We start from the raw sequence: 19,023 nt of genomic DNA on the forward strand, positions 1-19,023 counted from the left end.
CCGATGACATTCGCGTCCCCCTTCGGTCTATCCCCGCGAACGGCACGACACCCGAGGGAGGGAACCCCATGTACCAGCAGATGATCTTCGTGAACCTGGCCACCGCCGACGTCGCCGCGTCGCGGAAGTTCTTCACGGAACTCGGCTACTCGATCAACCCGCAGTTCAGCAACGACGACTGCTCCTGCGTCGTGATCAGCGACACCATCATCGCGATGCTCCTGAGCAAGCAGCGCTACGCCGACTTCACGAAGAAGGAGATCGCCGACTCGACGAAGACCAGCGAGGTGCTGATCTGCCTGAGCGCGGAGAGCCGCGAGAAGGTGGACGAGCTGGTGGAGAAGGCGGTCGCGGCCGGCGGCACGGCCAACGACGACGTCCAGGACCAGGGATTCATGTACGGCCGGTCCTTCGAGGACCTCGACGGCCACTCCTGGGAGGTCGTGTGGATGGACCCGGCGGCCGTGCAGGGCTGACGCCTAGGGTGGGCGGGTGCATCCGACACCCGCCCAGCCGCAGCCCCACCGTGCCGCCCGCGACCGCGAGATCGAGTCCCTCGCCGAGTTCGACGAGGTCGTCGCCGCGCACGGAACACTCGCCCAGTACCGCGTCCAGGCCGTCGACCTGACGGACCGTACGGACGCCCTGCTCACCACCGACACCGCCGGCGCGGTCTTCCTCGGCTGCCCGATGACGGCCGACGCCGCCGCCCGGGTGGGAGCCTCGGGCGCCCTGGTGTTCCCGCCCGTCCCCGACCTGCCCTTCGACCCGTACCGCGCCTTCCTCTACACGCCGGACGAACTGTTCGACGCGCTCGGCGAGGGCTACGAGGCGACCCCGGACGCCCGTTCCTACGCCTGGTTCCAGGAGACCCGGGCGGACGGCGACATATTCGCCTCGATGCTCCGCTCGATCCACGACGACGCGGTCTCCGACGCCCTCGACGAACTCCTCACCGGCGCCCGCGTGGTGGGCGTGATGGGCGGGCACGCGATGGCACGGGGCACGGCGGAGTACGCCGGTGCCGCCCGGCTCGGCCGGGAGCTGGCGAGGGCCGGCCTGACGGTGGCGACCGGGGGCGGTCCGGGTGCCATGGAGGCGGCGAACCTCGGCGCGTACGCGGCGCCCTTCGACAACGGGATGCTGGACGAGGCGCTGCGGATCCTGGCGAAGGCGCCCTCGTTCCGGCCGTCGGTCACCGACTGGGCGCGGGCCGCCTTCGAGGTCCGCGAACGCTGGCCGGACGGCGGCGCCTCGGTGGGCATCCCCACCTGGTTCTACGGCCACGAGCCGCCGAACGCCTTCGCCGCGCACATCGCCAAGTACTTCGCCAACGCCACCCGCGAGGACGGCCTGCTGGCCCGTTCGAACGCCGGTGTGGTGTTCCTGCCGGGCGCGGCCGGAACAGTTCAGGAGATCTTCGACAACGCGACACCCAACTACTACGGGTCACGGGGCGAGCCGACCCCGATGGTGCTCGTGAACGAGGCGCACTGGAGCGCGCGGCTGCCGGCTTGGCAGCTCCTGACCTCGCTTGCCCAGGACCGGCCGATGGCGTCCCGTATCGCCCTGGTTGACCGGATCGAGCAGGCCGCCGCGACGCTGAAACGTCTCAGCATCTAATAAGAAGGTAAAGTCAACGGCTGTAGACCGCATATGCATTGACACTCCTTATGGCGCACTTATAGACCTGTGAGTCTCCCGGGGTTGCTGATGCCTCACCTCACGTTGCGTCAACTCCCCTTCAAGCCCCCCGCAGTTATGCACTCAGTAAGGACAAACGTGTCCATATCCCGCCGCAGTGCACGTCGTTCCGTGCGCATCCTGGGTGTCGCCGCCGCGTCGGCCGCGCTGACGCTGGGCGTCTCCGGTTCCGCCCTCGCGTGCAACATCAACGATTTCTCCGCCGAGGCCACCTGCGACGGCACCAACGGTGTCATCAACGTCAAGGACATCGACGCCTCCGGTACGTCCGCCACCATCTCCGTGTTCCTGGAGAGCAACGGCGGCGACGCCAAGCAGGTCGGCGCCGAGCAGACCGTCAAGGGCTCCCGCGAGGGCACCACGGTCACCTTCTCCGAGGACTGGAAGCCGAACGCGGAATACCGCGTCCACGTCAAGGTCGACAGTGGCAACATCCACATCGACAAGGACATCACGCCCAACCTGACGACCCCGTCGACGGCGTGCAAGTCCGAGGAGAGCAGCAGCCCGTCCCCGTCGGACTCGGCCACGCCGTCGCCGTCGGAGTCCGCGTCCACCCCGGCCGAGTCCGACTCCCCGGCCCCCTCGGCCTCGGAGAGCAGCAGCACCGCTCCCGCGGGCTCGTCGGACAACGCCCCGTCCCCGGCGGTCGGTGACTCCAACCTCGCCGAGACCGGTGCCAACTCCAACACCGGCCTGATCGCGGGCCTCGCCGGCGCGCTGGTCGTGGTCGGCGGCGGCGCCGTGTGGTTCGGCATGCGCCGTCGTGGGGCGAACAGCGGAAGCTGACGCACCCACCGTCGTACACGTACACCGTCGAGGCCCGTCCCCGTATCCCCGGGGGACGGGCCTCGACCGTGCTCCGGGGGCCCCTCAGCCCAGTACGACGGTCTCCGCGGCGTCGAACTCGACGCCCACCGTGTCCCCGGCCGCCGGCGCCTCCCGCAGCGCGCAGGCCGCCGCCAGGCGCGGGCCGTCCTCGGGCTGGAGGTGGACGGTGACATGGGTGCCCTGGAAGGTGCGCGCGGTCACCGCGCAGGACAGTCCCGCGCCGACGGCCACCAGGCGCACACCGGCGGGCCGCACCAGGACCGTGCGCGGCCCCTGAGGCGCGCCGCCGGGCACCGGCACCTTTCCCCACGGCGTCACCGCGACCGTCCCGGTGACGGTCGCCGGGACCACGTTGTCGAAGCCGAGGAAGCGCGCCACGAACTCGTCGGCCGGCCGCTGCCAGACGTCAAGGGGCGTGCCGGACTGGGCGATCCGGCCGTCCCGCATCACCACCACCCGGTCGGCCAGCGCGAAGGCCTCACCCTGGTCATGGGTGACCGCGAGCACGGTCGTACCCAACCGGCCGAACAGCTCCCGCAGTTCGACCACCAGGCGTTCCCGCAGCGAGCGGTCCAGCTGCCCCAGCGGTTCGTCGAGCATCAGCAGCCGGGGCCGGGGCGCCAGCGCCCGGGCGAGCGCCACCCGCTGCTGCTCACCGCCCGAGAGCCCGGCCACCGCCCGCCCGGCGGCTCCCGGCAGCCCGACCAGCTCCAGCAACTCACCGACCCGCTCCGCCTGTTGGTCCCTGCCCGCACCGCTCATCCGGAGCCCGAAGGCCACGTTCCGGCCCACGTCCCGCTGCGGGAACAACTGATGGTCCTGGAACATCAGCCCGACCCCGCGCCGATGCGCCGGCACCCGCGCCTGGTCCAGCCCGTCGAGCGACACCCGCCCCGAATCCAGGTGTTGCAGACCCGCCACCACCCGCAGCAGTGTCGACTTGCCGCTGCCGCTCGGTCCGAGCACGCACACCACCTCGTGCTCGGCGACCTTCAGGTCCACGGCGTCGACGACGGGCCGTCCACCGAACCGCACGGTGGCCTGCTCCAGTTCGAGAAGCGGCATCAGAACTCCCCCGTCCGGTCGGTCCGCAGTCGCTCCAGCACCAGCAGGGCCACCGCGCACACCACCATCAGAATCGTGGAAAGGGCCATCGCCTGGCCGTAGTTGAGGTCACCGGGACGGGACAGCAGCCGCGCCACGGCCACCGGAAGCGTCGGGTTGTCCGGCCGGGCGATGAACACCGTGGCCCCGAACTCCCCCAGCGACACCGCGAAGGCGAAGCCCGCCGCGACCAGCAGCGCCCGCCGCACCATCGGCAGGTCGACCTCACGCCACACCCGCCACGGCGAGGCCCCCAGCACCGCCGCCGCCTCCCGCAGCCGGTCGTCGACGGCACGCAGTACGGGCAGCATGGTGCGTACGACGAACGGCACCCCGACCAGCGCCTGTGCGAGCGGCACCAGGATCCAGGACTGGCGCAGGTCCAGCGGCGGCTTGTCGAGGGCGATCAGGAAGCCGAAGCCCACCGTCACCGCGGACACCCCGAGCGGCAGCATCAGCAGCGCGTCGAAGCCCCGTACCAGCCGCCCCGCGTCCCGCCGGGCCAGCGCGGCGGCGGCGAGCCCACCGATCAGCACGGCGACCGCGGTGGCGACGACGGCGTACTCGAGCGAGGCGACCACCGAATGGACGGGCGCGACCAGGAAGGTGCCCCCGTCGGCGTCACCCAGCGCCCGGTAGTAGCCGAACCCCCCGTCCAGCGACCGCCGCACCAGCACCGCCAGCGGCAGCACGAGGAGGACGGCGACGGTGGTGAGGACCGCGCCGAGCAGCGCCCACTGCCCGGCGCCGCGCGGGCGGCGCGCCGTCACGGACGGGTCCACCAGCCGCAGCGCGGTCTCCCGCCGCCGTACCGTCCACGCGTGCACGGCGAGGATCGCCCCGACGGCCAGGAACTGCACGATCGTCAGGACGGCGGCCGTGGCCAGGTCGAAGATCTCGGAGGTCTGCCGGTAGATCTCCACCTCGAGGGTGGAGAAGGTGGGACCGCCGAGGATCTGCACCACACCGAAGGAGGTGAAGGTGAACAGGAAGACCATCAGCGCGGCGGCGGCCACGGCGGGCGCCAGCGCGGGCAGCGTGACCCTGCGCCAGGCGCCGAACGACGAGACGCCCAGCATCCGCGCGGCCTCCTCCTGCCGCGGGTCCAGCTGGCCCCACAGCCCGCCCACGGTCCGTACGACGACCGCGTAGTTGAAGAAGACGTGCGCGATCAGGATCGCCCACACGGTGGTGTCCAGCCGGACGCCCCACAGCCCGTCCAGCAGTCCGCCGCGGCCGACCAGCGCCAGGAACGCCGTACCGACCACCACCGTCGGCAGTACGAACGGCACCGTCACCACGGCCCGCAGCACCTGCTTGCCCGGGAAGTCCAGGCGGGCGAAGACGTAGGCGGCCGGCAGCGCGACGAGCAGGGTGAGGCCGGTGGAGGCGAGCGCCTGCCAGGTGGTGAACCACAGGACGTGCCGGATGTCGGACCGGCCGACGACGTCGGCGATCCGTCCGAACCGCCACACCCCGTCGGCCCTCAGCCCACGGGTGACGATCGCCGCGACCGGCCACGCGAAGAAGACGGCGAAGAACGCGACGGGTACGGCCATCAGACCGACCCGCGCCGCGCCCCTGCGCCCGCCCGCCGCCCGCCGGCGCCTGCCCGCTACTTGAGTACGAGTGAGGTCCACGTCTTGACCCACTGGTCACGGTCGGCGGCGATCTTCTCGGGCGCCATGGTCTCGGGGTCCTGGGCGGCGGGCCCGTACTTCGTGAACTCGGCGGGCACGGCCGCCCCCTCGACCACCGGGTACACGAACATGTTCAACGGCATGTCCTCCTGGAACTCCTTGGAGACCAGGAAGTCGATGAGCGCCTTGCCGCCCTTGGTGTTCCCCGCGTTGCTCAGCAGCCCCGCGAACTCGATCTGCCGGAAGCAGGTGCCGGCCGCGACGCCGGTGGGCGCGGTGCTCGGCTTCGGGTCGCCGTAGATGACCTCGACGGGCGGGGAGGAGGCGTACGACACGACGAGCGGCCGGTCGCCCTTGGCCTTCTTCCCGCCGGCCGAGCCGGAGAACTCCTCGTTGTAGGCCTGCTCCCAGCCGTCGACGACCTTCACGCCGTTGGCCTTGAGCTGCTTCCAGTACCCCTGCCAGCCGCCGTCCCCGTACTGGGCGGCGCTGCCGAGCAGGAAGCCCAGGCCCGGCGAGGAGGTGGCCGCGTTCTCGGTGACGAGGAGGTTCTTGTACTGCGGCTTGACGAGGTCGGCGAAGGAGGCGGGCGGGGTCAGCCGGTGCTCGCTGAAGTAGGCCTTGTCGTAGTTGACGCAGATGTCGCCGTAGTCGATCGGCGTGACCCGGTGCTTGGCGCGGTCGAGCTGGTAGTCGGTGCCGACCCGGTCCAGCCCCTTGGCCTCGTACGGCTGGAAGAGCCCGTTGTCGAGGGCCCGGGACAGCAGGGTGTTGTCGACGCCGAAGAAGACGTCGCCCTGGGGGTTGTCCTTGGTGAGGATCGCCTTGTTGACGGCCTGGCCGGCGTCGCCGTCCTTGAGGACGCGCACCTTGTAGCCGGACCGCTTCTCGAAGTCCTGGAGCACGCCCTTGGAGACGGCCCACGAGTCGTGGCTGACGAGGGTGACGGTCTTCGAGTCGGCCTGGTCGCCCGTGGACGACCCGCACGCGGACAGCGTGACGAGGCCGAGCCCGACGGCCGCGGCCAAGAAGATCTTGGTGTGCACTGGTGTTTTCCTCCTGGAGTGGACCAGGAAGAGACGCGGCCCCACCCGGTGGAACCACCCGGGCAGGGCACAACAGCTTGAGTGATGACCGAACTTCCTACCCAGAATGACCTGGGCGAGGTTCAGAGGGTCTGCGGCCCGATCGCCGCACTCTCAGCGCTGTGGCGCTCCCCTGTCGGAATATGAAGATGTGCCCAGATCCTACCGCTCGGTCGCCGCCAGCTGACCGCACGCCCCGTCGATCTCCTGCCCACGGGTGTCCCGGACGGTGACGGGCACGCCGTGCGCGGCGATCGCCTCGACGAACGCCTTCTCGTCCTCGGGCCGGGAGGCGGTCCACTTCGAGCCCGGGGTCGGGTTGAGCGGGATGAGGTTGACGTGCACGGGCTTGCCCTTGAGCAGCCGGCCCAGCCGGTCCCCTCGCCACGCCTGGTCGTTGATGTCGCGGATGAGCGCGTACTCGATGCTGAGCCGCCGCCCGCTCTTCTCCACGTACTCGAACCCGGCGTCGAGGACCTCGCGCACCTTCCAGCGGGTGTTCACGGGGACGAGGGTGTCGCGCAGCTCGTCGTCGGGGGCGTGCAGGGAGATCGCCAGCCGGCACTTGAGGCCCTCGTCGGCGAACCGGTGGATGGCCGGCACCAGGCCGACCGTCGAGACGGTGATCCCGCGCTGGGACAGGCCCAGACCGTCCGGGGCCGGGTCGGTGAGCGCGCGGATGGCCGTGACGACCCGCTTGTAGTTGGCGAGGGGCTCGCCCATGCCCATGAAGACGATGTTGGAGAGCCGTGCCGGACCGCCGGGCACCTCCCCGTCCCGGAGCGCACGCATCCCGTCCACGATCTGGTGGACGATCTCCGCGCTGGACAGGTTCCGGTCCAGGCCCGCCTGGCCGGTGGCGCAGAACGGGCAGTTCATCCCGCAGCCGGCCTGTGAGCTGATGCACATGGTCACCCGGTCCGGGTAGCGCATCAGCACGGACTCCACGAGCGTGCCGTCGAACAGCCGCCACAGCGTCTTGCGCGTCGTCCCCTCGTCGGTCGACAGATGCCGGACGACGGTCATCAGGTCCGGGAACAGCGCGTCCCGCAGCCGGTCCCGGGAGCCGGCCGGGATGTCCGTCCACTGCTCGGGGTCGTGCGCGTACCGCGCGAAGTAGTGCTGCGAGAGCTGCTTGGCACGGAACGGCTTCTCACCGATCTCGGCCACCGCGTCCTTGCGCTCGGCAGGCGTGAGGTCGGCAAGATGCCGCGGCGGCTTCTGGGCTCCGCGCGGCGCGACAAAGGTGAGTTCTCCGGGCTTGGGCATGGTGGTACCAGTGTCGCAGATCCACTTGGGTGACCTGCGGGTCACGGTTTGGGCACCTGTCGCCGGCGGGCGTCATCTGCCGTCGCAGATCCCCCTCGGACGACCCGCAGACGGCCCGGCCGGCGAAGCCTCCACGATCGAAGCAGCTCATGAGCGGATCACCTCGGCCTGGAGCACACGTAAGTCCGGGAAGCCGATCACCCCGCCAAGAGAGGCGCTCTGACCTGCACCTTTTCCAGGTCTCTTGCCATTCGGACCTTCGGACGACCTTCTGATCCGTAGCTCTCCGTGGATCGGTCAGCCACAGTCGTTCCGGCCGCTTCACGGCCCTGGACAGAGTTGCGCAGCGTCGTGTCAGAACGGCTCGAAGGTCGGCTGAACGGGCCCGATCTCACCGTTGGCGACCAGTTCTTCGAGGTCCTGCGGTTCCAGGAACTCCAGGGCTTCCGGTTCGATGCCGTGGTACCGGTCCACTTCGAGCAATCGCCGTACGAAGGCGAGAGCGAAGTCCGAGAACGGGCCGTCGAAGGTCTCGCAGCCCTCTTCATGGACCATCGTGACGATCTTCCACCGGTCCGGGTCCGGGTCGCGGGGCAGGAAGAAGTGCTCGTCGCCGCCGTAGTCGTATCCCCAGGAGATCAGCCCACCAGATGCGGGGTGAAAGGGGTACGGCATGTGCTCGGAGTCGCCGCGGCTCAGGGCCCTGTCCCGGCGTCCGGTGAACCTCTGGTGCGTCTTGCGCATGCGTTCGAGGAGCGGGCTCGATCCGGAGGGGTGGAACACGACGAGCTCGCCAGAGATGACCCCGCTCCCGTAGACGTCCAGGAACCCTTTGAAGTCGCTGGGCAGCGCGGAGCCCATGTGCCGCTCGACTTCGTCCCAGTCGGTCGGGTTCGATTGCCGGCGGGCAGGAGGAGCCCCCAGTAGGGCCTGCAACTCGTCCAACGAGGACATGCACTGCTCCAAGGCCGGTCAGCGGTGATCTGCGCCGCCAACTTTACGATTCAGCCTTCCGTCTGCCACGCCCAGGTAGGCTCTCGACGGTCCCGCGCCCCGTGTGACCTCCCTCACGAGCGGGACGCACGCGCTGAGGCACCTCTACGCCTCGGTGCTCCTCGACGCCGGCCAAGGCATCAAGGCCGTGAGCGGGTACCTGGGGCACTCCGACCCGGGACTGACGCCGCGGGTGTACGCGCACCTGATGCCGTCGAGTCAGGAGCGTACGAAAAAGACCGTGGACCGGGTGCTCAACGGCCCGCGTGAGCCTGACGGCCCAGACCACGGCCCAGTGGCCTGAAGCCGGCCCCCTGTCCATCGGCCGGTGGCCGGCCGCTCGCCGGTCTCATCGTTCCTGCTGCCGATGTCTACGACGCATCCCCCCGGCTCCGGCGGCGGCGCAGCAGAAGGTACCGCCGATCGTCATGGGGAGGTCGGCGGTGAAGGGCCTCAGAGGGGGGTGTTCGAGGACGGCCCGGACGAGCGCGATTCCGGGCAGAGCGACTGCCAGTGTGCTCGCCCACAGGAGCAGTACGAGCACCCATGTGCTCCGTGCGCTCAGCCAGGAGGTCATACGAGCATCATGCACCCGACACACCGCCGACAGCAGTCCCCTTTACCAGGGCATCACGTGCAACTGACCCTGTCCGAAGCCCTGTTGGGCACCTGCTCCCCTTGAGCACGACCCACCCGGGCGCCCATCCCGACGGCAGAGGGAAGATCGCGGAACGGATCCTCACGGGGAGGGTTAGACGGTCGCGGACGGCGGGCTCGTCCTCCTATCTTTGGCTGATGCGTGCACACCAAATTGACCGGCCGGCCGATCTCGACGCGGTCCGTGAGTCCTATGACCGGGTGGCCGACAACTACGCCGAGATGGTGGCGACGACGGGCATGGGCGACATCCGCCGCCACCCCTGGCTCAAGGCGTCGATCGACGCCTTCGCCGACACCGTGGGCGACCTCGGTCCCGTCCTCGACGTCGGCTGCGGGCCCGGGACGGTGACCGGTTACCTCGCGGAACGCGGACTCGACGTGTCCGGAGTCGATCTCTCGCCCCGCATGATCGAGAACGCCCGCCGCCTGTATCCGCACTGCCGCTTCAGCGTCGCCTCCGCCACCGAACTCGGCCTCGAGGAGGCCTCTCTCGGCGGGGTGCTCGGATGGTGGTCGCTGTTCAACCTCCCGCGCGACGTCCTTCCCCAGGTCCTCGCCATGTTCGCGCGGGCCCTGAAGCCCGGCGGCCACTTCATCACCGGAACCCATGTCGGCGACGAGGACGCCCTGCGCACGGAGGCCTACGGAGGCGTGGCCGTCCGCTGGACGACGCACAAATGGCGGCCGGAACGGTTCGTGGAGCTGATAGAGCGGGCCGGACTGCGCCCCGTCGCCGAACTTCGGCTCCCCGCGGACGAGTTCAGCGGTCCGGGTCTGGTCGTCATGGCCGGGCGTCCCGCCTGAGGACCGACGCCCCGGTCAAGGGCCGTCGTACGGACAGCCGCTCGGCCGCACAACAGAGTTGAACGCGTTCAATAATGCTGCCAGGATGACGGGCAGTGCTCGACGACGGGTCGGACCCCGGTCGTTCGTGTGTCCCGTCGATCGGTTGGGGTGGCGTGAGGTGCGTTCCTGTCGGGCGGTCCTGGTCCTCGTTCCCGTCGCGTTCGCCCTCGGCGCATGTGGCTGGCTCGCCGTCCCGCCGGTCCCGCACGGCGAGCCGGCCGAGCTGCCCCGGTCGCGGACATCGACCGTGTGGGACGACGGCGCGGGCGGCACCCTGGAGCTGAGGGCGGACGGCTCGTTCACTGCCGGCGACGTCTGCGGTGACTACGACATCTCCGCCTACGGCCCGGAGAACGAACCCCGGTCAGGGTCGGGCACCTGGGACACCGACGAGTTGAAGGGACAGAGCAGCGTCACGGTGTCCTTCGGAGCCGGTCGGGTGACCTCCACCTACGAGGTTCTGCGGGACGGCAGGGCACTGAAACTCTGGACCTATGTAGGGGATCCCGACGAGGGCCATGCGCTCTGCGTCCTGACCCTGCGATAGGTCCGCGACGGTGACGCCGGTCAAGACGGGGAGGAAAGACGTGCTTCTGGGTGGGCTGCTCGCGCTGGTCGCGGGCACCGGCCTCCTTCTGGTGGCCGGTGGCTTCCGCGGCGTTGACGTCCGGGTGTGGGACTGGGCGGACGCGTACTTCTCGCCGCGGTACAGGACGCGCTGGGGTACGCCCTGGAGGAGCCCCGGCTGGATGAGGACGCAGTTCGGGGCCGTGGGAGTCGGGTTGGTGATCGTCGGCCTGACGGCCGTGACGCGCTGATCCGGTCACCACTCCACCGGCAGGGTGCGCGGCCCGCGGATCAGGCCGTGGCGCTGGAACTCGACCTCCTCGGCGGGCACGGCGAGCCGGATGGCGGGGAAACGGGTGAGGACCGAGCCGATCATGATCTCGGCCTCCAGGCGGGCCATGATGGCGGCCATGCAGTGGTGGGGACCGTGCCCGAAGGCCAGGTGGGGGCCGTCGGCGCGGTCGAAGTCCAGCTCGTCGGGGTCGGGGAAGACCGCGGGGTCCCGGTTGGCGGCGACATACGCGTTGTAGACCACCTCGCCGGCCCGGATCAGCCGGCCGCCGACCTCGACGTCCTCGACGGCGACCCGCGGGATGCCGACGCCGTTGCGGTGCGGGACGTAGCGGAAGAGTTCGTCCACCGCCCTGGGGAGCAGCTCCGGCTCACGGCGCAGCCGCTCCAGCTGCCGGGGCCGGGTGAGCAGCGCGTACATCATCGAACCGCTGTTGTTGCGGACGGCGTGACCGCCGCTGACCTGGATGGCGGTGGCCAGCGAGATCGCCTCGTCGCCGGTGATCTCGCCGGACTCGGTGGCCAGGGCCAGCACACCGGCGAGATCCTCGCGGGGCTCCTCGCGGCGGTGCCGCAGCAACTCGGTGATCCGCGCCCGGGTGACCCGGGCGGCCTCCCTTGCGCGCTCCTCGGAGTCGGGTCCGGCCGACAGCAGGGCCTCACCGGTCGCCGCCCACCGGTGCCAGTCCTTCTCCTCGACGCCCAGGAAGTCACGGATCACGGCGATCGGGAAGGGCCCGTGCAGGTGCTCCATGAGATCGGCCGGCGGCCCGGCGGCCGCCATCGCGTCCAGCAGTTCGGCGGCCCGCCGCTCGGCCAGCGGCCGCAGCCGCTGCATGGCCCGTCCGGTGAACGCACGGGCGACGACCCGGCGCAGCCGGTTGTGCCGGGGCGGGTCGATGTACTGCAGCGCGGCCATCTGCGAGGCCACCGGCTCCGGACGCATGCTGGTGATGTCGCGGCCGACGACGCGTTCCCTGGAGAAGCGGGGGTCGGAGGTGACGAAGCGGCAGTCCTCGTACCGGGTGACGAGCCAGGCGTGGCCCTCGCCGTAAGGGAGTCTGATCCGGGTGACCGGCTCGTCGCGGAGCACCTCGTCGAGGAACGGGTCGGGATCGAGGGCCGGCAGGTCGACGACGGGCCAGGGCCGCACCGGAGGCGGCGGGGGCGGGTTCGGGGTGCCGGCCGGAGCCGGGTCGAGGGGCATGGGCACACTCCCTGCGCGTCGGAGGACACACAGCGTCCTCACTGGGAGTCTGCGTCCCATCGGGTGACGGTGCGATTCCTGCTGCGCCGTCCGGGGGTACTTTCCGGGGCCCCGTCCAAGGGCTTTCCGACCCGCCGTCCGGGTCGGCACGGCAATTGAGCCCCCGTCCTGGGATGGACGGGGGCTCGGACGGCGACGGAGTCGTGTCAGCCGCTGCCGACGAAGAGCACCATCAGCAGCCACACCACCGGAGCCGTCGGCAGCAGGGAGTCCAGCCGGTCCATGATGCCGCCGTGGCCGGGGAGCAAGGTGCCCATGTCCTTGATGCCCAGGTCCCGCTTGATCATGGACTCGCCGAGGTCGCCGAGGGTGGCGCTGGCCGCGACCGCGAGGCCCAGCAGCAGGCCCTGCCACCAGGTGCCGTCGTCGATCAGGAACTGCATGCACAGCGCGCCGGCGGTCATGGCGAACAGCACCGCGCCGACCAGGCCCTCACGGGTCTTGCCGGGGCTGATGCGCGGGGCGAGCTTGTGGGTGCCGAACCGCCAGCCGACCGCGTAGGCGCCGGTGTCGCTGACCACCGTCAGGAGCAGGAAGGTGATCACCCGGCGGGGGCCGTCGTCGGCGGTGAGCATCATCGAGACGAAGGTCGCCAGGAACGGGACGTAGAACGCCGCGAAGAGACCCGCCGTGACGTCCTTGAGGTAGCCCTCCGGCGGTTCCGTCATCCGCCAGACCAGGACCGCGAGTCCGGTGAGCGCGAGGGCCACCCAGGCGCCCTCGGCACCGCGGGCGTAGCCGGCGACCACCATCGCGGCGCCGCCGAGCGCCAGCGGGACGAGCGGCGCCTTGATGCCCTTGCGCTCCTGGAGCCGGCTGGTCAGCTCCCACAGGCCCACCACGACCGCGACCGCGACCACGCCGACGAAGACGGCCTTGACGACGAACAGGGACGCCACGATCACGACGCCGAGTCCGACGCCGACCCCTATCGCCGCGCCCAGGTCCCGGCCCGCGCTCTTCTTCTGCGGCGCGGGCGCCGGCTGCGGGGCGTCGGGCATGGGCTCCGGATTCTGCGGCGCCGCCGCAGAGGGCAGGGGCTGCGCCGACGGGGTGTCGTTGCGGTACGTCCCGTCGCGGGACGTACCGTCCTGGAACGTCTCGTCTCGGAACAGGGGACCGCTCAGCCGAGCGGCCCCCCGGTCGTCGTCCTGGTCACCGCCGTACGCGGGTACGTCGTCGGGCACGATGGGCATGGGGCGAGTCTGCTGCGCGTCATGCGCATCGTACGCGGGACCCGCCGGGGCGGCTCCCCGGACATGCCCATGGCCATGACCGTGGTCGTGGCCATGGCCGTACGCCTGCCCCGGAGCCTGCGGGTACCCGTGGCCGGGAGCCTGGTGGTACCCCTGACCGCGGCCGGAACCGTCGGTGTACCCCTGGCCCGGAACCGGACCCCGGTCGTACCCCTGCCCCTCGGCAGGGCCCCGGTCGTATCCCTGACCGGTGCCCTGATCCGTCGGCCCCCAGTACCCGGCCGGTGATCCGGCCTGCGCGGCCTGCGGACCGGCGTGCGGCGGCGCTCCCCAGGATGAGTCGTTCATCAGACTTCGAGAAGCTCCGCTTCCTTGTGCTTGAGGAGCTCGTCCACCTGCGCGACGTACTTCGCGGTGGTGTCGTCGAGCTCCTTCTCGGCGCGCCGGCCCTCGTCCTCGCCGACCTCGCCGTCCTTGATCAGCTTGTCGATGGCGTCCTTGGCCTTGCGGCGGACGGAACGGATGGAGACCCGGGAGTCCTCCGCCTTGCCCTTGGCGACCTTGATGTAGTCGCGGCGGCGCTCCTCGGTGAGCTCCGGGAACACCACCCGGATGATGTTGCCGTCGTTGCTCGGGTTGACGCCCAGGTCCGAGTCGCGGATCGCCTGCTCGATGTTGCGCAGCGCGCTCTTGTCGAACGGGGTCACGACCGCCATGCGCGGTTCCGGCACGGAGAACGAGGCCAGCTGGTTGATCGGCGTCGGCGCGCCGTAGTAGTCGGCCACGATCTTGTTGAACATCGCCGGGTGCGCACGCCCGGTGCGGATCGCGGCGAAGTCCTCCTTGGCGACCACGACGGCCTTCTCCATCTTCTCCTCGGCCTCGAGGAGGGTCTCTTCGATCACCACTTGCTCCTGCGTGTCTTGAGTAAGGCCCGGCTGCTGTTCCTGTGCGGGCGGCGGCCGGCTGCGTCGCGTCTTGTTTCCTGCACGGTTCCCGACCGGCAGGACATTGTCCATCCCCCGGTCAGGGTGCGTCAGGCGGTGCCGGTCAGGCCCGGCCGCCCTGGTCACCCACCAGCGTGCCGATCTTCTCACCCTTGACGGCCCGCGCGATATTGCCCTCCACAAGCAGCTCGAACACCAGGATCGGCAGCTTGTTGTCGCGGCAGAGCGTGATCGCCGTGGCGTCGGCGACCTTGAGATCACGGGTGATGACCTCGCCGTAGCCGAGGGAGTCGAACTTGACGGCGTCCGGGTTCTTCTTCGGGTCGGAGTCGTAGACCCCGTCCACGCCGTTCTTGCCCATGAGCAGCGCCTCGGCGTCGATCTCCAGGGCACGCTGGGCGGCGGTGGTGTCGGTGGAGAAGTACGGCATGCCCATACCGGCGCCGAAGATGACCACGCGGCCCTTCTCCAGGTGGCGCACGGCGCGCAGCGGGATGTACGGCTCCGCGACCTGGCCCATGGTGATCGCGGTCTGCACCCGGCTGTCGATGCCCTCCTTCTCCAGGAAGTCCTGGAGGGCCAGGCAGTTCATCACGGTGCCGAGCATGCCCATGTAGTCCGAGCGGGCCCGGTCCATGCCGCGCTGCTGGAGTTCGGCGCCACGGAAGAAGTTGCCGCCGCCGATGACGACGGCGATCTCCGCGCCGTCACGGACGACGGCCGCGATCTCACGGGCGATCTTGTGCACCACGTCGGGGTCCACGCCCAGGCCGCCGCCACCGGCGAACGCCTCTCCGGACAGCTTCAGCAGAAACCGGCCGCGTACCTTGCCGTCGTCGCTCTTCTGAGCCTTGGTGGTCATGGAGATCCCGCCTCTTTCACGTGGTGCACATACGAAGAAGACCATTGCCGGTGGGGTCGCTTTTCGCTGCCCATGCTCGGCAATGGCCTCCTCGTCAGATCTGCTGCCGTCCGGCACGACCCTGGGTCTGGCCGGGTACCGGACGACTGCTGTCGACCGACCCTATCGGGATTTCCCCGCGGGTCGCGCGTCGATCGCGGTACGGACTCAGATGCCGACCTTGATGCGCGTGAAGCGCTTCAGGGTGACACCGGCCTCGTCCAGGACCTTCTGGACCGACTTCTTGTTGTCCAGCGCGTACGGCTGGCCGAGCAGCGTCGCGTCCTTGAAGAAGCCGTTGAGGCGACCCTCGACGATCTTCGGCAGGGCGGCCTCGGGCTTGCCCTCGGCGCGGGTGGTCTCCTCGGCGATGCGGCGCTCGGACTCGACGACCTCGGCCGGCACCTCCTCCTTGGAGAGGTACTTCGGCGCGAAGGCGGCGATGTGCTGGGCGATGCCCTTGGCGACCTCGGCGTTCGGCTTGTCCAGCTCGACGAGGACACCGATCTGCGGGGGCAGGTCGGGCATCGTGCGGTGCATGTACGCGAGCACGAAACCGTCGGCGTACTGCGCGAAGCGCTCCAGGACGATCTTCTCGCCCAGGTTGGCGTTGGCCTCGTCCACGAACGCCTGGACGGTCTTGCCGGGCTCGATCTCGGAGGCGAGCAGGGCGTCCAGGTCCGCGTAGGAGGACTTGGTGACGTGCTCGGCGATGGCGTTGGCGGCGGCCTGGAACTTCTCGCCCTTGGCGACGAAGTCCGTCTCGCACTTCAGCTCGACGAGGACGCCGGAGGAGTTGTCGTCGGCGATGATCGAGACGACGGCGCCGTTCTCGGCGGACCGGCCCTCGCGCTTGGCGACGCCCTTCTGGCCCTTGATCCGGAGCGCCTCGACAGCCTTGTCGACGTCGCCCTCGGCCTCGTCCAGGGCCTTCTTGCAGTCCATCATGCCGGCGCCGGTGAGCTCGCGGAGCTTCTTGACGTCAGCGGCGGTGTAGTTCGCCATGAGTCGTTAAGTCTTTCTCGAAGTCGGGAGATCTGCCCGATCCACGAACCACACGGAGATGTGGAACGCGAATCTATGGATGAACGGCGGGGGCGTACGGGATGTCGCCGCCCCCGCCGTCAACGCTGACGGGTCAGGCCTGCTCGGCGTCCGCGGCGGGGGCCTCGACAGCCGGCGCCTCGGCCGAGGGGGCCTCGACAGCGGCCTCGGCGGCGACCGGAGCCTCGGCCTGCTCGGCGTCGGCGACCTTCTCGGTCTCGGCGGAGGTCTGGACCTCGGGCTCGTCGGCCTTCTTCTCGCCCTCGAGCAGGTCGCGCTCCCAGGCCGCGAGCGGCTCGCCGGCGGCCTTGTCGCCCTTGCCCTCGGTGGCGACACCGGAGCGGGAGATGAGGCCCTCGGCGACGGCGTCGGCGATCACGCGGGTGAGCAGGGTGACGGAGCGGATCGCGTCGTCGTTGCCCGGGATCTTGTAGTCGACCTCGTCGGGGTCACAGTTGGTGTCGAGGATGGCGACGACCGGGATGTTGAGCTTCCGGGCCTCACCGACCGCGATGTGCTCCTTCTTGGTGTCCACGATCCAGACGGCGCTGGGCACCTTGGACATCTCGCGGATACCACCGAGGGTCTTCTCCAGCTTGGCCTTCTCGCGCGACAGCACGAGAAGCTCCTTCTTGGTCAGACCGGACGCGGCGACGTCCTCGAAGTCGATCTGCTCGAGCTCCTTGAGGCGCTGCAGACGCTTGTAGACGGTCGAGAAGTTGGTGAGCATGCCGCCCAGCCAGCGCTGGTTGACGTAGGGCATGCCGACGCGGGTGGCCTGCTCCGCGATGGCCTCCTGCGCCTGCTTCTTCGTGCCGACGAACATGACCGTGCCGCCGTGGGCGACGGTCTCCTTGACGAACTCGTAGGCGCGGTCGATGTACGACAGCGACTGGAGCAGGTCGATGATGTAGATGCCGTTGCGCTCGGTGAAGATGAAGCGCTTCATCTTCGGGTTCCAGCGACGGGTCTGGTGACCGAAGTGGACGCCGCTCTCCAGCAGCTCCCGCATCGTGACGACGGCCATGGCCGTATCTCCTTGAATTTCTCGGTTGTGCCGCGGGTACCGGACGGTTCCCGCGCCTGACGCCCGTTTGCGCTGTGCCACGAAGGACCGAGAAGCGCTGACTCAGATCGTGTTACTGACCTGATGTCGGGGCGTGCGAAGTCGACCCGGTGACCCGGATCGCCAAGGGAAGTGTACGGGACCCGCAGGGCACCGGGTGACGCCGCTGTCCACAACCCGTGAGTAATCCACAGGTACCGGCCATGATCGGCGCTTTGCGGGATGGTTCGGTCATGTGCGCGATGCGACGAACGATGCGGTGGCTGCCGCTGCTTCTCATGGTGGCCGGAAACTGGACCTGGACCTGGACCGGGACGGGCGCCCTGGCCCGGGCGGAGCCTCCCCCGCCCGGGCCCCCGCCGGCGACGGTCCCGGTGATCGGCCGCGCCTGGCCGGTGGGGGTACGGCCGCCGGTCCTGCGGGGCTGGGAGCCGCCGGCCACGGTGTACGGCCCCGGGCACCGCGGGGTGGATCTCGGCGCCCCGCCCGATGCCGAGGTCCGGGCGGTGGCGGCGGGCCGGGTCTCCTTCGCGGGGCGGGTGGCGGGGCGGGGCGTGGTCGCGGTGCGACTGGCCGGGACGGACCTGCGCACGACCTACGAACCGGTGACGGCGCGGGTGCGGAAGGGGCAGGAGGTGGCGGCGGGCCAGGTGGTGGGAACGGTGGAGCGGTCGGGGTCGCACTGCGGCGCGGGGGCGTGCGTGCACTGGGGACTGCTCGACGGGGACGTCTACGTGAACCCGCTCCTGCTCTTGCCCCCGTGGCTGCTGAACGGGGGTCCGGCCAGACTTCTGCCGGTACTGGGGGTGCCGTTCCCTGAGGGCTGACGGGTGCGGGGGGGGCGGCCCGGATCGGGGGCGCGGGTCGGGGTCGGGGTCGGGGCGCGGGCGGCCCTCGCCTCAGCCCTGTACGCCCCGCAGCGCCATGGCCACGGCCGCGTTCGTGATGACCGTCGGGTCCTCCGCCGCGCCCAGCTCGATGCGCCGTACCGCCGCGTCCACGACCCCCTGTACCAGCATCGCCGCCAGCCGGGGCTGCTCGTGCCCCAGCTCCGCCAGCGCCTCCACGATCATCGCGACCAGTCCGCCGTGCGCGGCCCGGATCTTCTCCCGTGCCCCCGCGTCCAGCTCGCTCGCCGAGATCGCGACCACGGCCCGGTGCCGCCGGTCCCCGACCAGCGCCAGCTGCTGCCGCACATAGGCCTCGACCTTGTCCTCGCCCGAGACCGCGCGTTCCATGGCCGCCTCGACCTCGGCCGCCCACACCGGGAAGTCGACCTCGCACAGCTCCTCGACCACCGCGGCCCGGGAACGGAAGTACTCGTACACGGACGAGCGGGCCAGGCCCGTGCGCTCGGCGAGCGCGGGGAACGTCAGCGCCTCCGTCCCGCCCTCGGAGAGGAGGGACCGCGCCGCGTCCAGCAGGGCGGCTCGCTGCATCGACCGGTGCTCGGCCACGGAGGCCGCTCGAATCCTTGGCACGTCAACCACTCTACGGACGCACCGCGCCGGACGGGAGTCAGCACGACGGGGACACGGGTCACTCCCGGCGGCCACGCCCGGGAAACAGCAGTTCAGAGCGGAGACATGGCGAGAGAACACCGAGAGGACAC

The 19,023-nt window shown here is 70.3% G+C and carries 21 protein-coding genes, 1 pseudogene and 1 riboswitch; of the genes and pseudogenes, 9 read left to right on the top strand and 13 right to left on the bottom strand.

All coding sequences use genetic code 11. The features are described from left to right. Positions 1-68: 68 nt before the first annotated feature. The 3 genes from ACFY3I_RS29815 (at position 69) to ACFY3I_RS29825 (ending at position 2,493) form a co-directional block, all read left to right on the top strand. Positions 69-476, top strand: a complete 408-nt coding sequence (locus tag ACFY3I_RS29815) for a VOC family protein (RefSeq protein WP_365289351.1) — start codon at positions 69-71, stop codon at positions 474-476. A 16-nt stretch (positions 477-492) separates the two neighbouring features. Further along, positions 493-1,623 carry an LOG family protein gene (locus ACFY3I_RS29820; protein ID WP_390864179.1) on the top strand — a complete coding sequence of 377 codons (1,131 nt, stop codon included), beginning with the start codon at positions 493-495 and terminating at the stop codon, positions 1,621-1,623. 138 nt (positions 1,624-1,761) lie between these two features. After that, positions 1,762-2,493, top strand: coding sequence for an LAETG motif-containing sortase-dependent surface protein (locus ACFY3I_RS29825; RefSeq protein WP_390864181.1), 732 nt, complete (start codon positions 1,762-1,764; stop codon positions 2,491-2,493). A gap of 84 nt (positions 2,494-2,577) precedes the next feature. Here the strand turns inward: ACFY3I_RS29825 and ACFY3I_RS29830 are convergent, their stop codons facing one another. The 5 genes from ACFY3I_RS29830 to ACFY3I_RS29850 form a co-directional block, all read right to left on the bottom strand. Continuing rightward, positions 2,578-3,600, bottom strand: coding sequence for an ABC transporter ATP-binding protein (locus tag ACFY3I_RS29830; protein ID WP_390864182.1), 1,023 nt, complete (start codon positions 3,598-3,600; stop codon positions 2,578-2,580). Then, on the bottom strand, positions 3,600-5,198 hold the full coding sequence (locus ACFY3I_RS29835) for an ABC transporter permease (protein ID WP_390864184.1): 1,599 nt from the start codon (positions 5,196-5,198) through the stop codon (positions 3,600-3,602). The genes ACFY3I_RS29830 and ACFY3I_RS29835 overlap by 1 nt, the downstream gene beginning before the upstream one ends. Positions 5,199-5,254: 56 nt before the next feature. Continuing rightward, positions 5,255-6,325 (bottom strand): thiamine ABC transporter substrate binding subunit, encoded by a 1,071-nt coding sequence (locus ACFY3I_RS29840; protein WP_390864186.1) that lies wholly within the window; start codon positions 6,323-6,325, stop codon positions 5,255-5,257. Positions 6,326-6,401: 76 nt separating this feature from the next. Next, positions 6,402-6,509: riboswitch (TPP riboswitch) on the bottom strand. A gap of 17 nt (positions 6,510-6,526) precedes the next feature. Then, positions 6,527-7,633: a 23S rRNA (adenine(2503)-C(2))-methyltransferase RlmN gene (rlmN, locus tag ACFY3I_RS29845; RefSeq protein ID WP_390864188.1), complete on the bottom strand. Its 1,107-nt coding sequence runs from the start codon at positions 7,631-7,633 to the stop codon at positions 6,527-6,529. Positions 7,634-7,987: 354 nt separating this feature from the next. Then, a complete protein-coding gene (locus tag ACFY3I_RS29850; RefSeq protein WP_390864190.1) occupies positions 7,988-8,587 on the bottom strand; it encodes a hypothetical protein in 600 nt (199 codons plus the stop codon). A gap of 121 nt (positions 8,588-8,708) precedes the next feature. On the opposite strand from ACFY3I_RS29850, the pseudogene ACFY3I_RS29855 reads away from it, so the two are divergent. Then, a pseudogene (locus ACFY3I_RS29855) lies at positions 8,709-8,930 on the top strand (tyrosine-type recombinase/integrase); the annotation flags it as partial. Between the two features lie 45 nt (positions 8,931-8,975). Here ACFY3I_RS29855 and ACFY3I_RS29860 read toward each other — a convergent pair. Continuing rightward, the gene (locus ACFY3I_RS29860; RefSeq protein ID WP_390864192.1) at positions 8,976-9,203 is read right to left on the bottom strand and encodes a hypothetical protein; all 228 of its coding nucleotides are present in this window, start codon (positions 9,201-9,203) and stop codon (positions 8,976-8,978) included. A 218-nt stretch (positions 9,204-9,421) separates the two neighbouring features. Here ACFY3I_RS29860 and ACFY3I_RS29865 point away from each other — a divergent pair, with 218 nt between their 5' ends. The 3 genes from ACFY3I_RS29865 to ACFY3I_RS29875 all read left to right on the top strand — a co-directional run bounded on the left by ACFY3I_RS29865 (position 9,422) and on the right by ACFY3I_RS29875 (position 10,950). Further along, positions 9,422-10,090 (top strand): class I SAM-dependent methyltransferase, encoded by a 669-nt coding sequence (locus ACFY3I_RS29865; RefSeq protein ID WP_390864194.1) that lies wholly within the window; start codon positions 9,422-9,424, stop codon positions 10,088-10,090. Positions 10,091-10,250: 160 nt separating this feature from the next. Further along, the gene (locus tag ACFY3I_RS29870) at positions 10,251-10,679 is read left to right on the top strand and encodes a hypothetical protein (RefSeq protein ID WP_390864196.1); all 429 of its coding nucleotides are present in this window, start codon (positions 10,251-10,253) and stop codon (positions 10,677-10,679) included. A gap of 40 nt (positions 10,680-10,719) precedes the next feature. Then, positions 10,720-10,950 carry a hypothetical protein gene (locus ACFY3I_RS29875; RefSeq protein ID WP_390864198.1) on the top strand — a complete coding sequence of 77 codons (231 nt, stop codon included), beginning with the start codon at positions 10,720-10,722 and terminating at the stop codon, positions 10,948-10,950. Positions 10,951-10,955: 5 nt separating this feature from the next. Here the strand turns inward: ACFY3I_RS29875 and ACFY3I_RS29880 are convergent, their stop codons facing one another. Both ACFY3I_RS29880 and ACFY3I_RS29885 read right to left on the bottom strand, forming a co-directional pair. Then, the gene (locus ACFY3I_RS29880) at positions 10,956-12,197 is read right to left on the bottom strand and encodes a cytochrome P450 (protein WP_390864200.1); all 1,242 of its coding nucleotides are present in this window, start codon (positions 12,195-12,197) and stop codon (positions 10,956-10,958) included. A 206-nt stretch (positions 12,198-12,403) separates the two neighbouring features. Next, on the bottom strand, positions 12,404-13,453 hold the full coding sequence (locus ACFY3I_RS29885; protein WP_390864202.1) for a phosphatidate cytidylyltransferase: 1,050 nt from the start codon (positions 13,451-13,453) through the stop codon (positions 12,404-12,406). Between the two features lie 21 nt (positions 13,454-13,474). On the opposite strand from ACFY3I_RS29885, the gene ACFY3I_RS29890 reads away from it, so the two are divergent. Then, on the top strand, positions 13,475-13,741 hold the full coding sequence (locus ACFY3I_RS29890; protein WP_365289466.1) for a hypothetical protein: 267 nt from the start codon (positions 13,475-13,477) through the stop codon (positions 13,739-13,741). Positions 13,742-13,800: 59 nt separating this feature from the next. Here the strand turns inward: ACFY3I_RS29890 and frr are convergent, their stop codons facing one another. The 4 genes from frr to rpsB form a co-directional block, all read right to left on the bottom strand. Continuing rightward, positions 13,801-14,358, bottom strand: a complete 558-nt coding sequence (frr, locus tag ACFY3I_RS29895; protein ID WP_361949582.1) for a ribosome recycling factor — start codon at positions 14,356-14,358, stop codon at positions 13,801-13,803. Between the two features lie 145 nt (positions 14,359-14,503). After that, entirely contained in the window at positions 14,504-15,262 is a 759-nt protein-coding gene (gene pyrH / locus ACFY3I_RS29900; protein ID WP_365289364.1) for a UMP kinase, read from the bottom strand. Between the two features lie 207 nt (positions 15,263-15,469). Continuing rightward, positions 15,470-16,306, bottom strand: coding sequence for a translation elongation factor Ts (tsf, locus tag ACFY3I_RS29905; protein WP_365289365.1), 837 nt, complete (start codon positions 16,304-16,306; stop codon positions 15,470-15,472). 133 nt (positions 16,307-16,439) lie between these two features. After that, on the bottom strand, positions 16,440-17,372 hold the full coding sequence (rpsB, locus tag ACFY3I_RS29910) for a 30S ribosomal protein S2 (RefSeq protein ID WP_390864205.1): 933 nt from the start codon (positions 17,370-17,372) through the stop codon (positions 16,440-16,442). 317 nt (positions 17,373-17,689) lie between these two features. Here rpsB and ACFY3I_RS29915 point away from each other — a divergent pair, with 317 nt between their 5' ends. Beyond that, positions 17,690-18,238 carry a murein hydrolase activator EnvC family protein gene (locus ACFY3I_RS29915; RefSeq protein WP_390864398.1) on the top strand — a complete coding sequence of 183 codons (549 nt, stop codon included), beginning with the start codon at positions 17,690-17,692 and terminating at the stop codon, positions 18,236-18,238. 72 nt (positions 18,239-18,310) lie between these two features. Here ACFY3I_RS29915 and ACFY3I_RS29920 read toward each other — a convergent pair whose 3' ends face one another. Next, positions 18,311-18,868 (bottom strand): helix-turn-helix domain-containing protein, encoded by a 558-nt coding sequence (locus tag ACFY3I_RS29920; protein ID WP_365289461.1) that lies wholly within the window; start codon positions 18,866-18,868, stop codon positions 18,311-18,313. Positions 18,869-19,023 lie beyond the last annotated feature (155 nt).

Source organism: Streptomyces sp. NPDC001068 (genome assembly GCF_042897315.1).
GTDB lineage: Bacteria > Actinomycetota > Actinomycetes > Streptomycetales > Streptomycetaceae > Streptomyces.